Raw genomic sequence first — 17,577 nt, 5'->3', positions numbered from 1 at the left:
TATGAGAAAAGGAGGATTTGCCGATGAAGAGAAAAGAGGTTGTGGCGATGCTGCTTGCCGGTGGCCAGGGTAAACGTCTTAAAGATCTGACAAAGACGCTTGCAAAGCCTGCGGTTTATTTTGGAGGTACATATCGGATTATTGATTTTCCACTTAGCAACTGCTCCAATTCAGGCATTGATACGGTCGGCGTGCTGACACAATATGAACCACTTGTACTGCACTCCTATATTGGAGTCGGAAGCGACTGGGATATGGATCGAAGAAACGGAGGCGTGTATGTCTTACCGCCATATGAGCGAGAGGACGGAACAAGCTGGTACCGGGGGACAGCTGATGCGATATACCGGAATCTGAAATTTATTGAACAGTATGATCCTGAGCATGTGCTGATCTTATCAGGCGACCATATTTACAAGATGGATTATGAACGAATGCTGGAATACCATAAGGAAAAAAACGCTGATTGTACCATTTCAGTCATCAATGTAACCATGGAGGAAGCGACGCGTTTCGGAATTTTAAACACAGATGAGAAGCTTAAAATCTATGAGTTTGAAGAGAAACCGGCACATCCGAAGAGCACCCTGGCTTCTATGGGCGTGTATTTATTCAAATGGGATATGCTAAAAAAATATTTGCTTCAAAATGTGAAAAATCCGGATACGAGCCATGATTTCGGCAAGGATATTATTCCACTTATGCTTTCCGAGGGAAAGACCCTGTATGCTTATCCGTTCCAAGGATATTGGAAAGATGTTGGTACGGTTGTCAGCCTGTGGGAGGCGAATATGGATCTGCTATCTGAGAATCCAAAGCTGAATTTAAATGATCCGTCCTGGCGTATCTTCACCAGAAACCCGAATCAGCCTGCTGAATATATTGCACCGGGTGCAAAGGTACACAATTGCATGATCAACGAAGGCTGCTCTGTTCATGGCGAAGTGAGCCATTCGGTCCTGTTTTACGGTGTTGAAGTAGGAGAAGGCAGTAAGATTACAGATTCGGTGATCATGCCTGAGGTGAAAATCGGGCGCAATGTACGGATTCACCGCGCTATAGTTATGGAGGACATGATTATTGAAGATGGGACCGTGATTGGCAACGATCAGGATCCTAACAGCGAGATACAATTGATTTCGAACGACTGTGATAGCGCATCGAAATTCAAGATATCCTCTTCAGCTCCTATTATTTAAGAAAAAGGGCGGTGCGTTTTATGAAGAAACTCATGGGAGTTATTAATCTGGATCATGAACTTGATGTATTGAATGAGCTGACGTATTTCCGGTGTGGTGCAGCAGTACCATTTGCAGGCAGATATCGGTTAATTGACTTTGTAATGTCGAATATGATGAATGCAGGCATACCGGATATCGCTCTGTTTGTCCGGCGTAAATACCGTTCCTTGATGGACCATCTTGGTGAAGGCCGTCCATGGGATTTGGACCGAAAAAGAGGCGGGTTGTTCATTCTTCCTCCGGACTGGAATGACCCATCGGATGTTTCCGCCGGGGAACTTCAGCATATCTATAATAATCAGGATTTTTTCGAAAGAGGATCAGCTGAGTATATCGTATACACCGGGAGTCAGCATTTAAGCAATGTTGATTTTACTAAGGTCTATAAATACCACTTGGAGCAGGGAGCAGACATAACCTTAATCTACACAAAGGTTGATCAGCTGAAGCCCGAGCATCAGCCGTGCACACGTATAGATGTAGATGAGGGCGGCTGGGTTACGGATATACATCACGAACGCGACCATACCCATATTTACATGGATATGTTTATAATGGGGAAGGAAAGGTTCCTCCAAATGGTAAACCAGTGCATCGCCCATGAAGAGAGCCATTTCTTCCGGGATGCAATCCAGAAAAATCAGCACAGACTGAAAATCGCAGGCTACGAATACAAAGGCTATCATGCTGTTATCAATTCAATTGAGAGTTACTATCGCAACAGTCTAGATTTACTTAATCCCGAGAAGTATCACTCACTGTTCCGTGAACAACAAGTCAACACGAAGATTAAGTATGAGGTTCCAGCCAAGTATCTTGAGACAGCGGAAGTAAGCAATTCTTTAGTGGCGAACGGATGTCAGATTGGCGGGGCTGTCGAGAACAGCATCTTGTTCCGCGGCGTGCAGGTCAAAGAGGGTGCCAGGGTTCTCAACTCGATCATTATGCAAAAATGCGTGATCGAAGAGAATGTTGTGCTTGAAAATGTCATTTTAGATAAAGATGTAACCATCTCTAGCGGCCGCAAGCTGAAGGGCGACGTAAAGAAACCGTTTGTTGTTGCTAAAGACACTGTTATTTAATCTTTTGAATCGGGAGGACATTGCTTTTGTTCTACAATAAGGAGTTATTTAAATTTACATTCAAGGAACAATTGGTCAGTCGGTTAGGAATAAGTGTTGAAGAGGCTACAGCTGAAGATATTTACAAAATCCTGGGCTCTCTTATTCGTGAATACATCGGCCGGGAGTGGGCTAACACTAATTTCTCTTATAAGGAACAGAAAGAGAAGCAGGTATACTATTTTTCGATGGAGTTCCTGATCGGCCGGCTGCTGGGTAATAATCTCTTGAATTTGGGTATGCTTAAGACGGTTCGTGAAGGACTGCAGGAAATGGGCTGGAATCTGGAGGATATTGAAGAACAAGAGCCGGACGCTGGTCTTGGGAATGGAGGATTAGGACGCCTGGCTGCATGTTTTCTGGACTCTCTCGCTTCACTGGGATATGCGGGCCATGGCTGTGGGATCCGGTATAAGTATGGTCTGTTCGAGCAGAAGATTATCAATGGACATCAGGTAGAGCTTCCGGATGATTGGCTTCAGAAGGAATATGTCTGGGAAGAGAGACGGGCTGATAAAAGAGTTGAGGTTCGCTTCTGGGGAAATGTCGAGGTATCGGAGGAGAACGGAAGAACGATCTTCAAAACGGTCAATTACGAGAAGATATGGGCTGTCCCTTATGATGTGCCGATCATCGGCTATGGCGATTCTCATGTGAATACGCTTCGGTTATGGAGTGCTGAATCTGCCATGGACCCGTCCAGAATTAAAGTAGAAGTACAGAATAATTATTATAACTTTTTGAATTATAACCGCTCAGTTGAATCAATCTCTGAATTCCTGTACCCGGATGACTCGGGATATGAGGGCAAGCTGCTGAGACTGAAACAGCAGTACTTCTTATGTTCCGCCGGATTACAAAGTGTGCTGCGTACATTTGAGAAGCTAAAGCTTCCGTACAGTGAACTGCCTGAGAAAGTAGCTATTCATATTAATGATACGCATCCTACACTCGTTATCCCGGAGCTAATGCGAATTCTGATCGATGACAAAGGATTTGGCTGGGATGAGGCATGGGAACTGACGACCCGTACTGTATCCTATACGAACCATACCTTGCTGAGCGAAGCGCTTGAGAAGTGGCCGGTTAAAATGGTTCGTGATCTTTTGCCAAGAGTGTATATGATCATTGAAGAGATTAACAAGCGCTTCTGTGGTATGCTGCTGAAACGTTTTCCAGACCGGCAGGATCTCGTTTCACAGGTGGCTATTATTGAGAGCGGACAATTGAAGATGGCTCATCTGGCGATTGTCGGAAGCTACAGTGTGAACGGAGTGGCCAAAATCCATACCGAACTGCTGAAGACGAATGTAATGAAGCCGTTCTATGAACTGTTTCCGGAACGGTTCAACAACAAGACAAACGGAATCACTCATCGGCGGTGGCTGATGCATGCCAACCCGGAGCTCAGCGAAGCGATCTGCGAAGCGATTGGAACGGACTGGATCAAGCATCCGCATCAACTGCTTGGGCTGAAGACCTTCAAGGATGATCCGGCGTTTCAAGACAAGATCATGAATATCAAGCGCGGCAACAAGCTGCGATTGGCGGCTTATATTAAAGAGAAGCAGGGGATTTCAGTTGATCCCGATTCGATCTTTGATGTTCAAGTGAAGCGGCTTCACGGGTACAAAAGACAGCTCATGAATATCCTGCATGTCATGCATCTATACAATGAGATCAAGGATCATCCAGAGGCAGATCGAATTCCGCGGACATTCATATTCGGTGCAAAGGCAGCTCCAGGGTATTATTTGGCGAAAAGTATTATCAAGCTGATTAATGTAGTTGCAAACGTTGTGAACAATGATCCGCAGGTAAGCAGCAAGCTAAAGGTATTGTTTCTGGAGAACTATTCGGTGTCTCTGGCAGAGAAGATTATTCCGGCTGCGAATGTCAGCGAGCAGATCTCTACAGCAGGCAAGGAAGCTTCAGGAACAGGTAACATGAAATTTATGATGAACGGTGCGCTTACGATCGGTACGCTGGACGGAGCGAATGTGGAAATGCATGAGATGCTTGGTGACGACAACATGTTCCTGTTTGGCTTGCGCGCGGAAGAGGTGCTGAATTACTATCAGTACGGCGGGTATCTGGCTCGAGAAGTATATAAGCAGGACCCGCGGATTAAGCGCGTTATCGATCAATTGGTTTCTCCTGGTCCGTTTTGCTGTCATGAAAGGGAGTTCGGGATGATCTATCAATCCATCATGGAACATAACGATGAATTTTTTGTGCTCCGGGATTTTGATAGTTATACCAGAACGCACGCCTCTATTGATCAGGTATACTTGAAACCGCAGGAATGGGTATCCAAATCAATTGAGAATATCGCCCATTCCGGTAATTTCTCCAGTGACTGTACCATCAATCGCTACGCGACAGATATCTGGGATATTCGCCCGGTGCGTTCTTCACTGCATATACGAAAATAATAAAAACACCCCATTTGAATGGGGTGTTTTTTATATTGCTTTATAAGTTTTTATCTTCTTCTGTTGTTCCGGTTACTTCAATTTCCAGATCTGCTTGCTTTCGATGAGCTATTCTGCTGCTTGCTGCAGCCGCGACTGCTCCCACGATATCGTCGAGGAATGTATTGATAACACCGCTGGACTTGTCGTTCAACCGCTCCAATACACCGGGCTTCAGCTTATCAATATAGCCATAGTTCGTAAATCCGATGCTGCCATAAACGTTGACGATAGAGAATGCGAGGATTTCATCTACACCGTATAACCCTTCATCATTGGCGAGCATTTCCTGAAGCGGCGAGAGGAGATTGCCTTCTTCTGCAAGCTTGTCCAGCTGTATGCCTGTTAGAACAGCATTCTGGACCTCCCGCTTGCTAAGTACTGCATCAACATTTTCAAGACATTCTTCCATGGTAAGGTTCGGGTAGTATTTCTTCTGGAGGATCATAACCAGTTCGGCAATCTCCGCCAGTGTAACTCCGCGTTCGTGGAGCAGACTTCTAGTCGCTTCTGCGACATGCTTACTGTTCAGGCTGTAAGGTATATTTGCGTCAGCCATGATCTCACCCCGTTTTCTTAGTTGTTGTAATGCCCTACATATAGATTGTACTTTTTTCATAAGGGCTTTGTCCAGAAATCGTAAAAGAAGGGGCATGTTTTGGAAAAGAGCCCGTATACATAAGAGTACAACCTGTACAAAATGTAGGGAGGAACAATTCAATGACACGTAAACGAAATATTCGCGGGATTTCTGCTGCCGGACTTCTGGCTGTTCCGATCATGTTGTCCGGCTGCGGCCCTTTGGGCGGGAAAGAGTCAAAAGCCATTGATCCGCCGCCGGCTCAAGTGGAGAACCAGATGCTTAATACGGCTGCAGGCAAATCATTGCAAGGGCAGATTGGCTTGCAGACTACGGTATACTTATCTGATCAGAATGGAAAGCTCGCACCTGTTACACTTGGTATTCCCCAAGTTGAAGGAAAAGACCCTGTTGTAAGTGCACTGGAAGTGATGATTGAAGGCGGCTCATATTCCGGTTATATCCCTGTCGGCTTCTGGGGTGTGCTGCCAGCTGGAACGGAGATCAAGCAAGTAACCGTTGATAAGGAGAACAAGCTTGCTGCTGTAGAGTTTAATAAATCCTTTAGTGAATATAAAGAACAGGATGAACGAAAAATCTTAGAGGCTCTTACATGGACTCTGACAGGGCACGAGGATATTGATAAGGTACAGTTGTGGGTGGAAGGCGCCAAATTAAATGAAATGCCTGTTAATCATACTCCGCTGGATCGTCCGTTATCCCGTACGATGGGAATCAATCTGCAAAAAGCCGATGATACCCAGTATTCTCAGTCATCCCCAGTAACGGTTTATTTCTCGGGTCTATCGCCGTCAGGTATTCAATATTATGTTCCGGTAACACGGCTGGTAGCCTCCGGCCAAGATACAGTGACTGCAGCACTGCACGAACTGATCCGAGGACCGCAGCACGGGGACGGGCTAGAGCAGGTTATGACAAGCGAAACATCTGTGGCGGAGATTAAAAAGAATGAAGACGGGTCACTTACGGTTTCCTTAAATGAAAGCATGTTTGAGCAAGGAGACGAAATACCTTCAGAAATGCTGCAGGCTGTTGTTCTTACGGTTTCTGAGAATTCCAACAACGCTAAAGTAAAGATCCATATGAATGACCTGGCTGAAGTTAAGGGAGATGACGGTCGTAATTACAGCGAACCTGTCAGCAGACCAGAGCATATTAATGAGATTCCTATATAAGTGAAGGCGTATCCGGAAGGGTGCTTTTATGCCTGTACTTTGGTAGAATAGGGGTTGCTAAACAGGACGCGATAAGAAGTAGGAGGCAGAAAACATGAGATCTAACGGACGCAAGAGCCACGAGCTTCGCCCGATGAATTTATCGACCCATGTGAATAAATATGCGGAAGGCTCCGTGTACATCGAAATGGGAGAAACGAAGGTGCTGATCACAGCTACCGTAGACGAGAAAGTTCCCCCATTTCTGAAAGGACAAGGAAAGGGCTGGGTAACAGCGGAATATTCCATGCTGCCGCGGGCAACGCAGTCTCGTAATCAACGGGAAGCGAACCGGGGAAAACTCAGCGGCCGGACGATGGAAATTCAACGGCTGATCGGTAGAGCGCTAAGGTCTGTTGTGAATCTGCATGCACTGGGTGAACGCACGATTACGCTGGACTGCGATGTCGTTCAAGCGGACGGCGGTACCCGGACCACCTCTATTACGGGTGCATTTGTGGCACTCGCTTTTGCAGTGAATAAAATTGCTGAACAGCATAAACTGGCGGTATTCCCCATTACCGATTATCTGGCATCGGTAAGCGTTGGAGTGGCCGGAGGGCAGGCACTTTTAGATTTGAATTATGAAGAAGATTCCAAGGCTAAAGTGGATATGAATTTGGTTATGACTGGCAGCGGTAAATTTGTTGAGGTTCAAGGTACCGGTGAGGACAGTCCTTTTTCACGTCAAGAGCTTGATGAGATCCTGGAGCTTGGTGAAAAAGGAATTCGTGAGCTGATTGTCCGCCAGCAGGAGGTTCTTGGACCTATTGCGGCCAAGATTGGCACCGTTAATTCCAGAAGCGGAGTGTAAACGATGAACCTTCAAAGTAATGTTGTTATTGTCGCTACCCGGAATAAAGGAAAGCTCAAGGAGTTTTCCCATGCATTTGAGCCGTTCGGAAAAACCGTTGTAAGCATGTTTGATTATCCTGAACTTCCGGATGTTGTGGAGGATGGTAAGACTTTTGCCGAGAATGCGATGAAAAAAGCCAAGACTGTCGGCGACGCCCTTGGTATGCCTGTCCTTGCGGATGATTCAGGTCTGTGTGTAGAGGCACTAAACGGAGAGCCTGGTGTTTATTCAGCGCGGTATGCGGGGGAGCATGGCGAGGATCACGATAATAACCTCAAGCTATTGGCAGAGCTCGCAAAGCTGAGGCTTGGTGAGGATACTGAGCAGCCTCTTCTGAGTCCGGCACAGTTCGTCTGTGTACTCGTTCTGTATGACCCGGCAACGGGACAGCATATCGAGACAAAAGGGACTGTTGACGGATGGATAACATCCCAGCCCTCTGGGAATCAGGGCTTTGGATACGATCCATTATTCTATCTCCCTCACTTGGAGAAGACCATGGCGGATCTGACACTGGAAGAGAAACAGGAGATCAGCCATCGTGGTGATGCCCTTCGCCAGCTGGTGGAGAAGCTCCAGACCGAGACTTAATAGAAGCAGGATATCTTTTGGCCATTCATAATTGAATGGTGGAAGATATCCTGCTTTTTTTAGTGAGATTTTTGACCATGGATATCTGTACTTGTCAGCGGATCGCTACATTGTAATCCTTCAGCCAATGATTCACCTGAGTCAAATATGCAAACAATTGGGGTCCCGACATCAATTGACCAAACCAGGGCAGATTGGAGGAAGCCTCCGGAGAGGAAGCAAGCTCCCGGATTTTAACGGTATCCACAAGCGGGATAAGAGGGGATGAGGAATCATCCAGAATGGAAAGCAGCTGCTGCTTTACGGCTGCCAGGTAGTTTGGATTGTGGGTTTTTGGATAGGGACTCTTTTTCCGATACAGCACATCATCCGGAAGTACACCTTCAAGTGCTTTTCGGAGTATACCCTTCTCTCGGCCTCCGGCCATTTTAATATTCCATGGTATGTTCCAAACGTATTCGATCAGACGGTGATCTGTATATGGAACGCGAACCTCAAGTCCAACGCCCATACTCATTCGGTCCTTCCGATCAAGCAATGTAGGCATGAAGCGGGTGATATTCAAATAGGACATGACTCTCATTTTCGTTTGCTGGTCGCTCTCTTCCTGCAGAATTGGAGTTTCCGCGACTGCATCACTGTACCGGTCACCCAAATATTCAAGCGGAGAAATCCATTCTCTTATTTCAGAAGAGAGCAGCCCTGCACGCATGCCCGGGGCGACAGACCAGGGGAATGTTCCGGAATTCAGCATCTCTTCCCTGTGGAACCACGGATATCCGCCGAATATTTCATCCGCGGCTTCACCCGAAATAGCTACCGTTGCTCCTTTTTTAATCTCCTCACAAAAGAGAAGCAAAGAACCGTCAACATCGGCCATTCCTGGCAAATCTCTTTTTTGTGTGGTTAAATCAAGGGCTCGAACCAGCTCCGGGGTATCAAACTCAATCCAGTGGTGCTCGGTTCCGAGCTCTTCATGCATTCGCTTGATCCAGGGAGCGTCAGCCCCGGGCTGGAATGAATGAGACTGAAAGTGCCGGTCGTTATCTACATAATCAACGGAGTACGTATGGATTTGACCCTGCCCTGTCTGCCGGTAGTAGTTTACAGCAATGGCCGACAGAGCGCTCGAGTCCAGTCCTCCTGACAAAAGAGAGCAGACAGGAACATCCGATACTAACTGTCTTTCGACAGTATCGAACAGCAGCTCCCGAAGATGGGCTGCAGTTTGCTCAATATTATCCTCGTGGAATCTGCTTTCAAGCTTCCAATAGGTATAAGTCCGAAGCCCTCCACGATTAAATAACATGGCATGCCCTGGTTTTAGTTCAGAAATATCCCGGTAAACCCCGTGTCCCGGAGTTCGGGCGGGCCCGATGATGAACACCTCTGCCAAGCCTTCCGGTCCGACTACAGGCTCTACCTTAGGATGTTGAAGCAGCGCCTTAGGTTCAGAGCCAAAGATGAGCGTTCCATCCAAATAGCTATAGAACAGAGGCTTTACCCCGACCCGGTCCCTGGCTAAAAACACCTGCTCCTTTACACTGTCCCAAATAGCAAATGCAAATATGCCATTCAGCCGATCCAGGCAGTCCGGACCCCATTCGATATAGGAGACAAGGAGAACTTCAGTATCACACTTCGTTCTGAATCGGTGACCTCTCTGGATCAATTCCTCTTTCAAATCTGCAGCATTATATAGCTCTCCATTATATACAATGGCGTAGACGTCTTCCTCCTGATGAATAATCATGGGCTGAGCGCCGTTCTCTGGATCAATTACACTTAGTCTCCGGTGTCCAAAGGCACAAGGATTGGATATCCAGGTGCCTGAGCCGTCAGGACCACGGTGTGCAATGCTCTCTGTCATTCGGACCAGCAGCTGAGAATCCTGGGTTAAATCACGGTTCCATTGTATAAATCCGGTTATTCCGCACATGACGGTTCATCCTCTCTCTTGTCTATATCGCACGTTGTCCTTCTATTTGATCTAAATCGCCAAAGTGATACAGATATATGCTGAAGCAGGGCATAAAATGTATGTCCTTTACCGAAAACTAAGGACGAATTCAAGTGTGAAGGGGTGAGAACGGCATGGATAAGTCAAGATACTATGTCTCCGTTCAGGGTCGCTCCGTGTTGAATGAAAGGGGAGCAAGCTCATATGAATGGGAGATTGAAGCGACCCCGGAGGAAGCAGACCAAGTACGGATTGAGCTGGATTTAATGCAGGAGAAAGAAGAGGAAGCTTTTCCGGGCTACGTTTTTCCGTGGCCAGACACACCTGAACAGAGTACGAATGCATTATTTCAAAATGCGCTTGATCGGGTATATTCAACCATTTACCGCTTGGGGACGCCGGGTACCAAACATCAAATGGAGCAGCTCCGACTGCTTTCCCATTTTACAGATCAATGAAAGGAGGAGAAAAATGTATTCAATTAAGGATGCTAAGATCCGGCGCATGACGAACGTAAATGGAACACCTTGCGCCGAAGTGGAAGTCTATCCTGCTTCCGAAACGGACAAGGTGGTTCTTGCCTATCTTGTGCCATCAGCACGTCTTGGTGGTTATGATCTCGTCAAATTGGTCCGTAGCGACGCATCCTTGGAGCATGATTGGTTCGATAACAGCATGCATGATGCTTTTGAGAATGCAACAGATATCGCTTTTGAAAGCAGTGCCCTGGCTACAGCAGAAGAGGAACGTGAACATTTCAAACAGCAGCTTTTGTCCATGGGGACGCTGAGCCAGCAGTTAAACGGGCGTTTTTATTGCTAGATTATTAATTGCCAGATCACATGGTCTGGAATGTCAGGAGACCTATGTCGATATAGACAGGGCCTCTTTTTTTGTGTCGATTGATGTCTTGTGTAGCGGGAATTGTTCGTTTATTCGCAAGTTAGTCAGGAAATCAGGCCTTTTTTTAATTTTAATATATGGATATATAAGTGGGTTGAAGGTAACAGGAATGAACCTATTTACGAAGTTACCGGAAATAGGCCTTCGACTCTATATGCTTATTGGTTAAGCATCCCTATAATATTGGCTTAGTGTTACAGTGCTAACCAATACTTCGTGAGGAGAGATGAGATTGAACAAGCGTTTTCTTCAAATGATCGGGGCAGGGATGCTGGCGGCAGCTATGGTATTCGGTCCAGTACAGCCATCAGTTATGGCTGAGGAATCCAGTATTACTGTAGCAGAAACATCACACGAATTAGTCAGCGGAAAGATGAAAGTCAGTTTTGATGTTCGTAATGGAGGGTCAAGCACAGTAGCTGGCTTTGTAGTGGTCGGTTACGATGAAAAAGGCAAAGCACTCGAGGTTGTGGGCGATTCAGCTTATCTCATTAGTAATGAGATTGAAACTTTTGAAGTGAATCTGGAAAGTGGAAGTAAAGTGAAGGATGTAAAGGTATTCCCGGCAAAAGCCGCTGGCAGTCAGGCTGTATTGCTGGAATCCGGTTATAGGACAGAGAAGAATAGCATCAAAGTCACGGGTGCTGTTCAGAATGCAGATGCGTCAGGCCGTGTAGGCATGCTGGTTGTAGGTTATGATGGAGCCGGTAAAGCTGTGGAAGTAAAATCTGCGAGCAGTTATTTAACAGCAAGTGAAGTCGCTACTTTTGAGATTCCATTAACAGCGGTAAAGCTGATTAAAGATGTGAAGGTTATGGCTGTTGATTCGCAAGAGGATGCGGTCAAGCTTCTGCAGACAGGAAGCCGGGTGGAGAATGGGAAATTGGTCGTTTCAGGGGCAATTCAAAACCGGGATGCAAACGGCAAGGTAGGCGTTATTGTTGTTGGCAGCAATTCCAGTGGAAAAGTGCTTGAAGTGAATACGACTAGAGGATATCTGACAGCGAAAGAGATTGGAAACTTCGAGGCAAAGCTTGATTCAGGAAAGGCTGTTACTAACGTAAAAGTATACTTAACAGGTTCTAGCGAGATACCTAAGATTATAGCAGAAGGCAGAACGCGCATTAACAATAAGCTGGTTGTGACCACAGGTATCGAGAATGGTGCTACTATGCAGAAGATTACCGTGAAGTCCACAGCTTATGATGCGAAAGGCCGTTTATTGGGAACGCAGACAGACTCTCTTTTTATGTCGGATCATGATACAACAACGTTCAAAATTACCTATGACAGCCGTGTAAGCAGTGTAAAGCTGAAGTATTACGATGAATCCGGAAACGAGATTGGCACAAAGCCAATTCGTATCAAAATCAATGGTCAATTGCAATCCTATGCACAGGCACCGGTAATGGTGAATGGAAGTGTACTCGTTCCGATGCGTCCGATCTTCGAGTCTCTTCAGGCATCTGTGAAATGGGATCAGAAATCCCAAACAGTTACTTCTGTAAAGGGTGCTGCCAATATAAAGCTAAAAATGGGATCCAAGCAGGCGACAGTGAATGGAAAGGCTGTAGCGCTTGATTCCGCACCGCGTTCCGTTAAAGGCACTACTATGGTTCCACTGCGGTTTGTGGCAGCGGCACTCGGCTGTGAAGTGAAATGGGATAAGAATGAACAAATGGTGTTAATTACGACGAAGTAATGACACAAAAAAGGATCAGGCTAAATACGCCTGATCCTTTTATTCATTATTTCGTTAGACTTTTGGGAAGTACTCGGGTGATCAAGCATACTCCCGTAATACCTGGATACCTTTCACTACATTATAGACAAAAGCACCAAAGTAAATGATTGCAAAGAGGATCACGTATCCTATAACCGCGCCGAAGGAGCCTGATCCGATAGCCATGAATAAGAGTATGATCCCGGCAATCACGGGGAATACATGAGATATCAATGCTCGCTTTGCGTGTAGTTCCACATAGTTATCGTTAGAGACGATCCACACAATGACCGGAAAAATAAATGGTGCGAAAAATATACTGAAATATGATAGTGAGGATAATAACTGCCGCATATAGAGGGCCCCTTTCTTATCTCATGATGTGTTATACATTACCCTTTAGCTTGCTTGCTGATTCACTAATTATTGTATTCCTATAAATTGTTCTTTGAAAATTGACGAAGATGTTATATAATATATTTCGTTACTGTTTTACATAGCCATGTCCCAGTAGCTCAGCTGGATAGAGCAACGGCCTTCTAAGCCGTCGGTCAGGGGTTCGAATCCCTTCTGGGACGTTGAAAAAGTCGCCATGCTGGCGACTTTTTTTCGTATTCCAGAAGGTGAGAACCCTAAGGTGGGGGTTCGTCGGAGCATACACTTCGAGAGCCTATGCTTCGCAGTCGGTCCGAAGGACCGTATCCCGACCTGGGACGATAGCATCCAGTATGGCGACTTTTTTTCGTATTCCAGAAGGGGGAGAACATGATGCCAGAAACAAAAATTTCACAGCATACCGCGATACTGTTGGAGCATGCACGAAAATGCGGGATTCAGGAAGATGCGCTTCTGCAAGCGATCCGCACAGGTAAAGTCGAAGCATTCCAACCGGCACAAAACGGTCATTTTGATTATGCAGAGCTGTTTAGTTATGCCCAGGAGCATGAGGAAGATTTAGAAAAGGCCGCCCAGGAAGGCTACCGAATTACTTTTAACACGCGAAATGGTTTGAAGATCTGGCTTGAAGAAGCATTCCGTTTGAGCTCTGAATCGGATTTTACAGTCGGAGAAGGAGTGATCGAGAATCTATTTTTGCAGGAAGAGCAGCTGGATAAGTTAAAAATGACGCTGGCCGTCAACTGGACGATCGCTGAAATTACTCTGGACGACCAGGGATACAAATTGAAACTGACCCTTCGTGGTTTGAAATCTTAATATAGAAGAATTAAAATCCCCATTTCTCATGGTTAGCGAGGAATGGGGATTTTGTTATAACGGATTACATTCTGCTAGGTGTCGGCAGACCAAGAACTTCTAATACTTCACCTAACGTATCTTTATAGACTGAGGTCAGCCATACGCGGAAATTCAGTGCTTCACCTTCAGCTTTGAGAATTGGACATGCGGCATAAAAATTGTTGAACAGGGAAGCCAGATCATAAGCATAATTGCATAATGAGCTCGGCGTAAGCTCCTTGCTTGCCGTGTAAAGTGCATCCTTCCAAGTGCTGATATGTCTTAGCAGGGCATGCTCGGCTTTTTCAAGCTCGGGGAATTGCTTTGGCACTACTGGCAGAGCTCCCTTCTCTTGAGCTTTGTTCAGAACACTTAGAGCCCGTGCATAGGAGTAGAGCAGATAAACACCCGTATTCCCGGATATTTCTGCAGCCTGCTTCAAATCGAACACGACCTCGGTTTGCAGAGCAAAACGCAGCAGATAGTAGCGGATGGAGGCGATTGCGATTTCCCTGCTGGAGAGGCCGTTTTTGTCAGAACGTGATTCCTCGATAACATTTTCCATCAGGTCGATCAGCTCTGTGATTTTGATGCCGATTCCTTGACGACCGGACATGGCGTAAGAGGATTTACCGTCAGAGATATCAATACCAAGCTCGGCTGCCGCCGAAGGACTTAATGATACGACTCCATAACTGACATGACGGAGCTTCTCTGCTTCTTCGGTAAAGCCGAGTCCTTCCAATGCCTGCTTAACCATCATTTGAGGATATTGCTGTCTGTAATCGATGACATTGATCACGATATCGGCTTTTCCGAAGGACTGTTGTTTACCATGGGAGCCTGTTGTCCACACCTCATCCGTAAACTTTTTATATACAAAATCATTGGGAAGCAGTCCGTATTTCCATAAGTGGTACGCGATATCTTTGGCTGTGTAGGTCAAAATGCCGTTGGAACGAACCAGCACTTTATCGATGCTATGCTCTGTATCCTGATCATCTGCAGAGTCATTGCTTGACTGTTTTAATACCCAGCAGCCCGCAAGCTTGCCATCGGTTTCTTGATGGAACAGGGATGTCTGCTTCAGCAGCCCAAATGCGGACTCCCAGAATCCTTCTCTAACGATGCTGCTCTCCCAGACGAGAAGGTCATACGAAATACCGAACTGCTTCATCTCTTCAACATGTTCCCTGACGATCCGCTCCGCAACGAGCAGGCCCATCCATGAAAGATTTTGATTGCCTTCTTCCAGAGCATGAAGAACTTTCGTTCTTTGCTCTGTCAGGTTTGGGTCATCTTGATAAGCCTTGTTAATGGCGGCGTAAATATCCCAGCAGTAATCACCGAAACGGAGATGCTCTTTGGATAAGGAAATGTTCTGAATGCCAACCACGGTATCTGCCAACTGATTACCTAGATCATCTATGTAATTATGAACCTCCACCTGGTATCCGATTTTTCTCATCAGCCGGACGAGAGTATCTCCGATACAAGAGTTTCTTAAATGTCCGATATGTGCAGATTTGTTCGGGTTGATCGAGGTATGCTCAATGACTACCTTGTGCGAAGGAATAACCGGCAATTCAAATTTCATTTGAGCCCAGGCAGACCAATCAATATAGAAGTTAATAAAGCCTGGCGGCACCACTTGAATGCTGTGAATAAGCGCTGTGAAAGAATCATTTTGCTCAAGCTGGGCTTTGATTTGCTCTGCAATGTGCAGAGGTGCTTTACGCAGTGTTTTGGCAAGCTGCATCGCAATATTTGTGGAGTAATCCCCATGCTCCATATTGGCAGGCTGCTCGATCCTCACCTGAATGCCTTCCGGTGCATTCGCTCCTGGCGCGGATAAAACCGCTTGCTCGATTCCTGTAATGATGAATTGACTTAACATGTGTGAGTTGCCCCCTTTTTAGAAAATAAAAAAAGCCCTCATCTCATAAGAGACGAGGACTATAGCTCGCGGTACCACTCTCGTTGCCAGACCCATTGGGTCCAACCCCTTGATTACATTAACGGTGTAAGCCGGGACTTCCTACTGTGAAATTCAGAAGACCATCTCATGGGTCCGCTTCATGATCGCATCCGTACCGGTTTCCACCCTCCCGGCTCGCTTGGACATCGATGTCTGATCATTACTCTCCCAATCATTGAGCGTTGTTATAAGAATTTTTTCATATTATACATGAATTTATTACAAAAGCAACGCTTTATTTATAAGCAATGATTCGAAGTCTTTTATAATCTGCATAAAAAGAATCTTCCTTCCATAGGGTTCGTTCAGTGAGCTGACTTATTTTTTCGAAAGCGGTAGTCTTCTCCTCGGGTGCAAGTTTTGTAAAGAAGCTATCCCCAAAATGAGTAAGCCAACCCGTGATCCCGTTTTTCCCGCCATGAAGCCGAGTGGGCCGGTTAAAGTGATGAGCTAGAGTGACACGAAATCCTTTACTCTCGAGCAGTGAAGTATATTCGCCGATGCTTGGAAAGTACCATGGATTATGGGTCAGTGCATCCATGTTGTAACCGGTTGAGAGGACTTCATATATGCTGTTCACAATCGTTTCGACATTTCCTTTTCCGCCAAATTCAGCTACAAAACGTCCAGCCGGTTTTAGAGCACGATAGATTGATGATACAGCATCCTCGGCATTTGTCATCCAGTGCAGCGCTGCATTTGAGAACACGGCATCAAATGGTACCTCTGTGCTGAAACTCTCTCCGTTTTCTTGAATGAACGTGAGAGAGGGATGTTTATCCTTCGCTCTGAGAATCATCTCCTTGGATTGGTCCATCCCAACAACAATAGCACCGGATTCAGCGATTTCACTTGTCAGGTCGCCGGTGCCGCATCCGAGATCCAGAATGCGTTCTCCTTGGCGAGGAGCCAAGTGCTCGATTAGTCCTTTCCCGTATGCCGATACAAAAGAGAGCTGGTTATCATAATCTTCGGGCTTCCATACTTGGATTGAGTTCATAACACCACTCCTTGACGATTGATTGCTTTATTGTGGCATGACCGGAGCTATAAGTGAAATATTTAATCATTATGCATTTTATAGGAGTTATCTATGAAGAGCGGAGAAAAAAAGACCGTCTTAGGACGGTCTTGCTGGTATATCATGTTTACTTTACAGCAACGAGCAGAGCACCAACAGCTATCATGGCCACGCCAGCTGCATTAATCCAGGAGATTTTTTCTCCAAGAAATACAAAAGCAAGGAGGACCGCAATGACCACACTGAGCTTGTCAATCGGGCCGACCTGCGAGACTTTGCCGTATTTCAAAGCTAGAAAATAAAACAGCCATGACAATGCGCCGGCCACACCGCTGAGTACGATGAAGCTGAGGGCTTTTTTCTGAACTAAAATCTCACCCAGCTGTGCAAACTTACCCTGAACTGCCACGACACCCAGCAAAAATAAAGCCATAATCACAGAACGGATCGCCGTTGCTGAGTTCGCATCAATATTTTGCAGGCCAATTTTACCGAATATGGCTACGAGTGCAGCAGTTCCGGCTGAGAGCAGGGCGTATATGAGCCATAAAGGCATTCCGGTATCCTCCTGAACCTAAAGTTATATAATCTTATATGTAGTATAGAGCAAAATAATAAATCCTAATATAGAGAAGCCTATGCTCTCGAAGTGTATGCT

The 17,577-nt window shown here is 46.0% G+C and carries 16 protein-coding genes, 1 tRNA gene and 1 other annotated feature; of the genes, 11 read left to right on the top strand and 6 right to left on the bottom strand.

Going from position 1 to position 17,577, the window contains the following annotated elements:
• The first annotated feature begins 23 nt into the window (after positions 1-23).
• Genes BN1234_RS08270 through BN1234_RS08260 form a run of 3 tightly spaced genes read left to right on the top strand, consistent with a single transcriptional unit; the run spans position 24 to position 4,797 of the window.
• Positions 24-1,199: a glucose-1-phosphate adenylyltransferase gene (locus BN1234_RS08270; RefSeq protein ID WP_054956191.1), complete on the top strand. Its 1,176-nt coding sequence runs from the start codon at positions 24-26 to the stop codon at positions 1,197-1,199.
• Positions 1,200-1,219: 20 nt separating this feature from the next.
• On the top strand, positions 1,220-2,323 hold the full coding sequence (glgD, locus tag BN1234_RS08265; RefSeq protein WP_054956190.1) for a glucose-1-phosphate adenylyltransferase subunit GlgD: 1,104 nt from the start codon (positions 1,220-1,222) through the stop codon (positions 2,321-2,323).
• A gap of 26 nt (positions 2,324-2,349) precedes the next feature.
• On the top strand, positions 2,350-4,797 hold the full coding sequence (locus tag BN1234_RS08260; RefSeq protein ID WP_054956189.1) for a glycogen/starch/alpha-glucan phosphorylase: 2,448 nt from the start codon (positions 2,350-2,352) through the stop codon (positions 4,795-4,797).
• 40 nt (positions 4,798-4,837) lie between these two features.
• Here BN1234_RS08260 and BN1234_RS08255 read toward each other — a convergent pair whose 3' ends face one another.
• Positions 4,838-5,395 carry a phosphatidylglycerophosphatase A family protein gene (locus BN1234_RS08255; RefSeq protein WP_054956188.1) on the bottom strand — a complete coding sequence of 186 codons (558 nt, stop codon included), beginning with the start codon at positions 5,393-5,395 and terminating at the stop codon, positions 4,838-4,840.
• Positions 5,396-5,556: 161 nt separating this feature from the next.
• Between BN1234_RS08255 and BN1234_RS08250 the strand changes: the two genes are divergently transcribed.
• From BN1234_RS08250 to BN1234_RS08240, 3 genes are all read left to right on the top strand, one after another.
• Complete coding sequence (locus tag BN1234_RS08250) at positions 5,557-6,612, top strand: GerMN domain-containing protein (protein WP_054956187.1); 1,056 nt, start codon at positions 5,557-5,559, stop codon at positions 6,610-6,612.
• A gap of 94 nt (positions 6,613-6,706) precedes the next feature.
• A complete protein-coding gene (rph, locus tag BN1234_RS08245; RefSeq protein ID WP_054956186.1) occupies positions 6,707-7,465 on the top strand; it encodes a ribonuclease PH in 759 nt (252 codons plus the stop codon).
• A gap of 3 nt (positions 7,466-7,468) precedes the next feature.
• Complete coding sequence (locus tag BN1234_RS08240; protein WP_054956185.1) at positions 7,469-8,098, top strand: XTP/dITP diphosphatase; 630 nt, start codon at positions 7,469-7,471, stop codon at positions 8,096-8,098.
• Positions 8,099-8,192: 94 nt separating this feature from the next.
• Here the strand turns inward: BN1234_RS08240 and asnB are convergent, their stop codons facing one another.
• Positions 8,193-10,037, bottom strand: a complete 1,845-nt coding sequence (gene asnB / locus BN1234_RS08235; protein ID WP_054956184.1) for an asparagine synthase (glutamine-hydrolyzing) — start codon at positions 10,035-10,037, stop codon at positions 8,193-8,195.
• Positions 10,038-10,192: 155 nt separating this feature from the next.
• Here asnB and BN1234_RS08230 point away from each other — a divergent pair, with 155 nt between their 5' ends.
• The 3 genes from BN1234_RS08230 (at position 10,193) to BN1234_RS08220 (ending at position 12,663) form a co-directional block, all read left to right on the top strand.
• Positions 10,193-10,516: a hypothetical protein gene (locus BN1234_RS08230; RefSeq protein WP_054956183.1), complete on the top strand. Its 324-nt coding sequence runs from the start codon at positions 10,193-10,195 to the stop codon at positions 10,514-10,516.
• A 13-nt stretch (positions 10,517-10,529) separates the two neighbouring features.
• A complete protein-coding gene (locus BN1234_RS08225) occupies positions 10,530-10,880 on the top strand; it encodes a hypothetical protein (RefSeq protein ID WP_054956182.1) in 351 nt (116 codons plus the stop codon).
• 307 nt (positions 10,881-11,187) lie between these two features.
• Positions 11,188-12,663 (top strand): stalk domain-containing protein, encoded by a 1,476-nt coding sequence (locus BN1234_RS08220; protein ID WP_054956181.1) that lies wholly within the window; start codon positions 11,188-11,190, stop codon positions 12,661-12,663.
• An 81-nt stretch (positions 12,664-12,744) separates the two neighbouring features.
• Here BN1234_RS08220 and BN1234_RS08215 read toward each other — a convergent pair whose 3' ends face one another.
• The gene (locus BN1234_RS08215; protein WP_054956180.1) at positions 12,745-13,038 is read right to left on the bottom strand and encodes a magnetosome magnetite crystal formation protein family; all 294 of its coding nucleotides are present in this window, start codon (positions 13,036-13,038) and stop codon (positions 12,745-12,747) included.
• A gap of 150 nt (positions 13,039-13,188) precedes the next feature.
• Between BN1234_RS08215 and BN1234_RS08210 the strand changes: the two genes are divergently transcribed.
• Positions 13,189-13,262: transfer RNA gene (locus BN1234_RS08210), tRNA-Arg, on the top strand.
• A gap of 187 nt (positions 13,263-13,449) precedes the next feature.
• The gene (locus BN1234_RS08205) at positions 13,450-13,899 is read left to right on the top strand and encodes a hypothetical protein (protein WP_245640124.1); all 450 of its coding nucleotides are present in this window, start codon (positions 13,450-13,452) and stop codon (positions 13,897-13,899) included.
• A 64-nt stretch (positions 13,900-13,963) separates the two neighbouring features.
• On the opposite strand, the gene BN1234_RS08200 is transcribed toward BN1234_RS08205, so the two are convergent.
• From BN1234_RS08200 to BN1234_RS08190, 3 genes are all read right to left on the bottom strand, one after another.
• The gene (locus BN1234_RS08200; RefSeq protein WP_054956178.1) at positions 13,964-15,817 is read right to left on the bottom strand and encodes an arginine--tRNA ligase; all 1,854 of its coding nucleotides are present in this window, start codon (positions 15,815-15,817) and stop codon (positions 13,964-13,966) included.
• 45 nt (positions 15,818-15,862) lie between these two features.
• Positions 15,863-16,083 (bottom strand) — a binding site (T-box leader).
• Between the two features lie 50 nt (positions 16,084-16,133).
• Positions 16,134-16,898 (bottom strand): class I SAM-dependent methyltransferase, encoded by a 765-nt coding sequence (locus BN1234_RS08195; RefSeq protein WP_054956177.1) that lies wholly within the window; start codon positions 16,896-16,898, stop codon positions 16,134-16,136.
• A gap of 148 nt (positions 16,899-17,046) precedes the next feature.
• Complete coding sequence (locus tag BN1234_RS08190; protein ID WP_054956176.1) at positions 17,047-17,475, bottom strand: EamA family transporter; 429 nt, start codon at positions 17,473-17,475, stop codon at positions 17,047-17,049.
• Between the last annotated feature and the right edge of the window lie 102 nt (positions 17,476-17,577).

The organism is Paenibacillus dakarensis, from assembly GCF_001373415.1.
Lineage (GTDB): Bacteria > Bacillota > Bacilli > Paenibacillales > Paenibacillaceae > Paenibacillus_AQ > Paenibacillus_AQ dakarensis.
This window is presented reverse-complemented; position numbering and strand designations above follow the sequence as displayed.

What these genes read in the sequence shown, in the direction of transcription:
- BN1234_RS08190 (WP_054956176.1), bottom strand. Translation starts at nt 17,475, where the DNA reads ATGCCTTTATGGCTCATATACGCCCTGCTCTCAGCCGGAACTGCTGCA.
- rph (WP_054956186.1), top strand. Translation starts at nt 6,707, where the DNA reads ATGAGATCTAACGGACGCAAGAGCCACGAGCTTCGCCCGATGAATTTA.
- BN1234_RS08240 (WP_054956185.1), top strand. Translation starts at nt 7,469, where the DNA reads ATGAACCTTCAAAGTAATGTTGTTATTGTCGCTACCCGGAATAAAGGA.
- BN1234_RS08195 (WP_054956177.1), bottom strand. Translation starts at nt 16,898, where the DNA reads ATGAACTCAATCCAAGTATGGAAGCCCGAAGATTATGATAACCAGCTC.
- BN1234_RS08205 (WP_245640124.1), top strand. Translation starts at nt 13,450, where the DNA reads ATGATGCCAGAAACAAAAATTTCACAGCATACCGCGATACTGTTGGAG.
- BN1234_RS08220 (WP_054956181.1), top strand. Translation starts at nt 11,188, where the DNA reads ATGAGATTGAACAAGCGTTTTCTTCAAATGATCGGGGCAGGGATGCTG.
- BN1234_RS08250 (WP_054956187.1), top strand. Translation starts at nt 5,557, where the DNA reads ATGACACGTAAACGAAATATTCGCGGGATTTCTGCTGCCGGACTTCTG.
- BN1234_RS08230 (WP_054956183.1), top strand. Translation starts at nt 10,193, where the DNA reads ATGGATAAGTCAAGATACTATGTCTCCGTTCAGGGTCGCTCCGTGTTG.
- BN1234_RS08200 (WP_054956178.1), bottom strand. Translation starts at nt 15,817, where the DNA reads ATGTTAAGTCAATTCATCATTACAGGAATCGAGCAAGCGGTTTTATCC.
- BN1234_RS08215 (WP_054956180.1), bottom strand. Translation starts at nt 13,038, where the DNA reads ATGCGGCAGTTATTATCCTCACTATCATATTTCAGTATATTTTTCGCA.
- BN1234_RS08270 (WP_054956191.1), top strand. Translation starts at nt 24, where the DNA reads ATGAAGAGAAAAGAGGTTGTGGCGATGCTGCTTGCCGGTGGCCAGGGT.
- BN1234_RS08225 (WP_054956182.1), top strand. Translation starts at nt 10,530, where the DNA reads ATGTATTCAATTAAGGATGCTAAGATCCGGCGCATGACGAACGTAAAT.
- glgD (WP_054956190.1), top strand. Translation starts at nt 1,220, where the DNA reads ATGAAGAAACTCATGGGAGTTATTAATCTGGATCATGAACTTGATGTA.
- asnB (WP_054956184.1), bottom strand. Translation starts at nt 10,037, where the DNA reads ATGTGCGGAATAACCGGATTTATACAATGGAACCGTGATTTAACCCAG.
- BN1234_RS08255 (WP_054956188.1), bottom strand. Translation starts at nt 5,395, where the DNA reads ATGGCTGACGCAAATATACCTTACAGCCTGAACAGTAAGCATGTCGCA.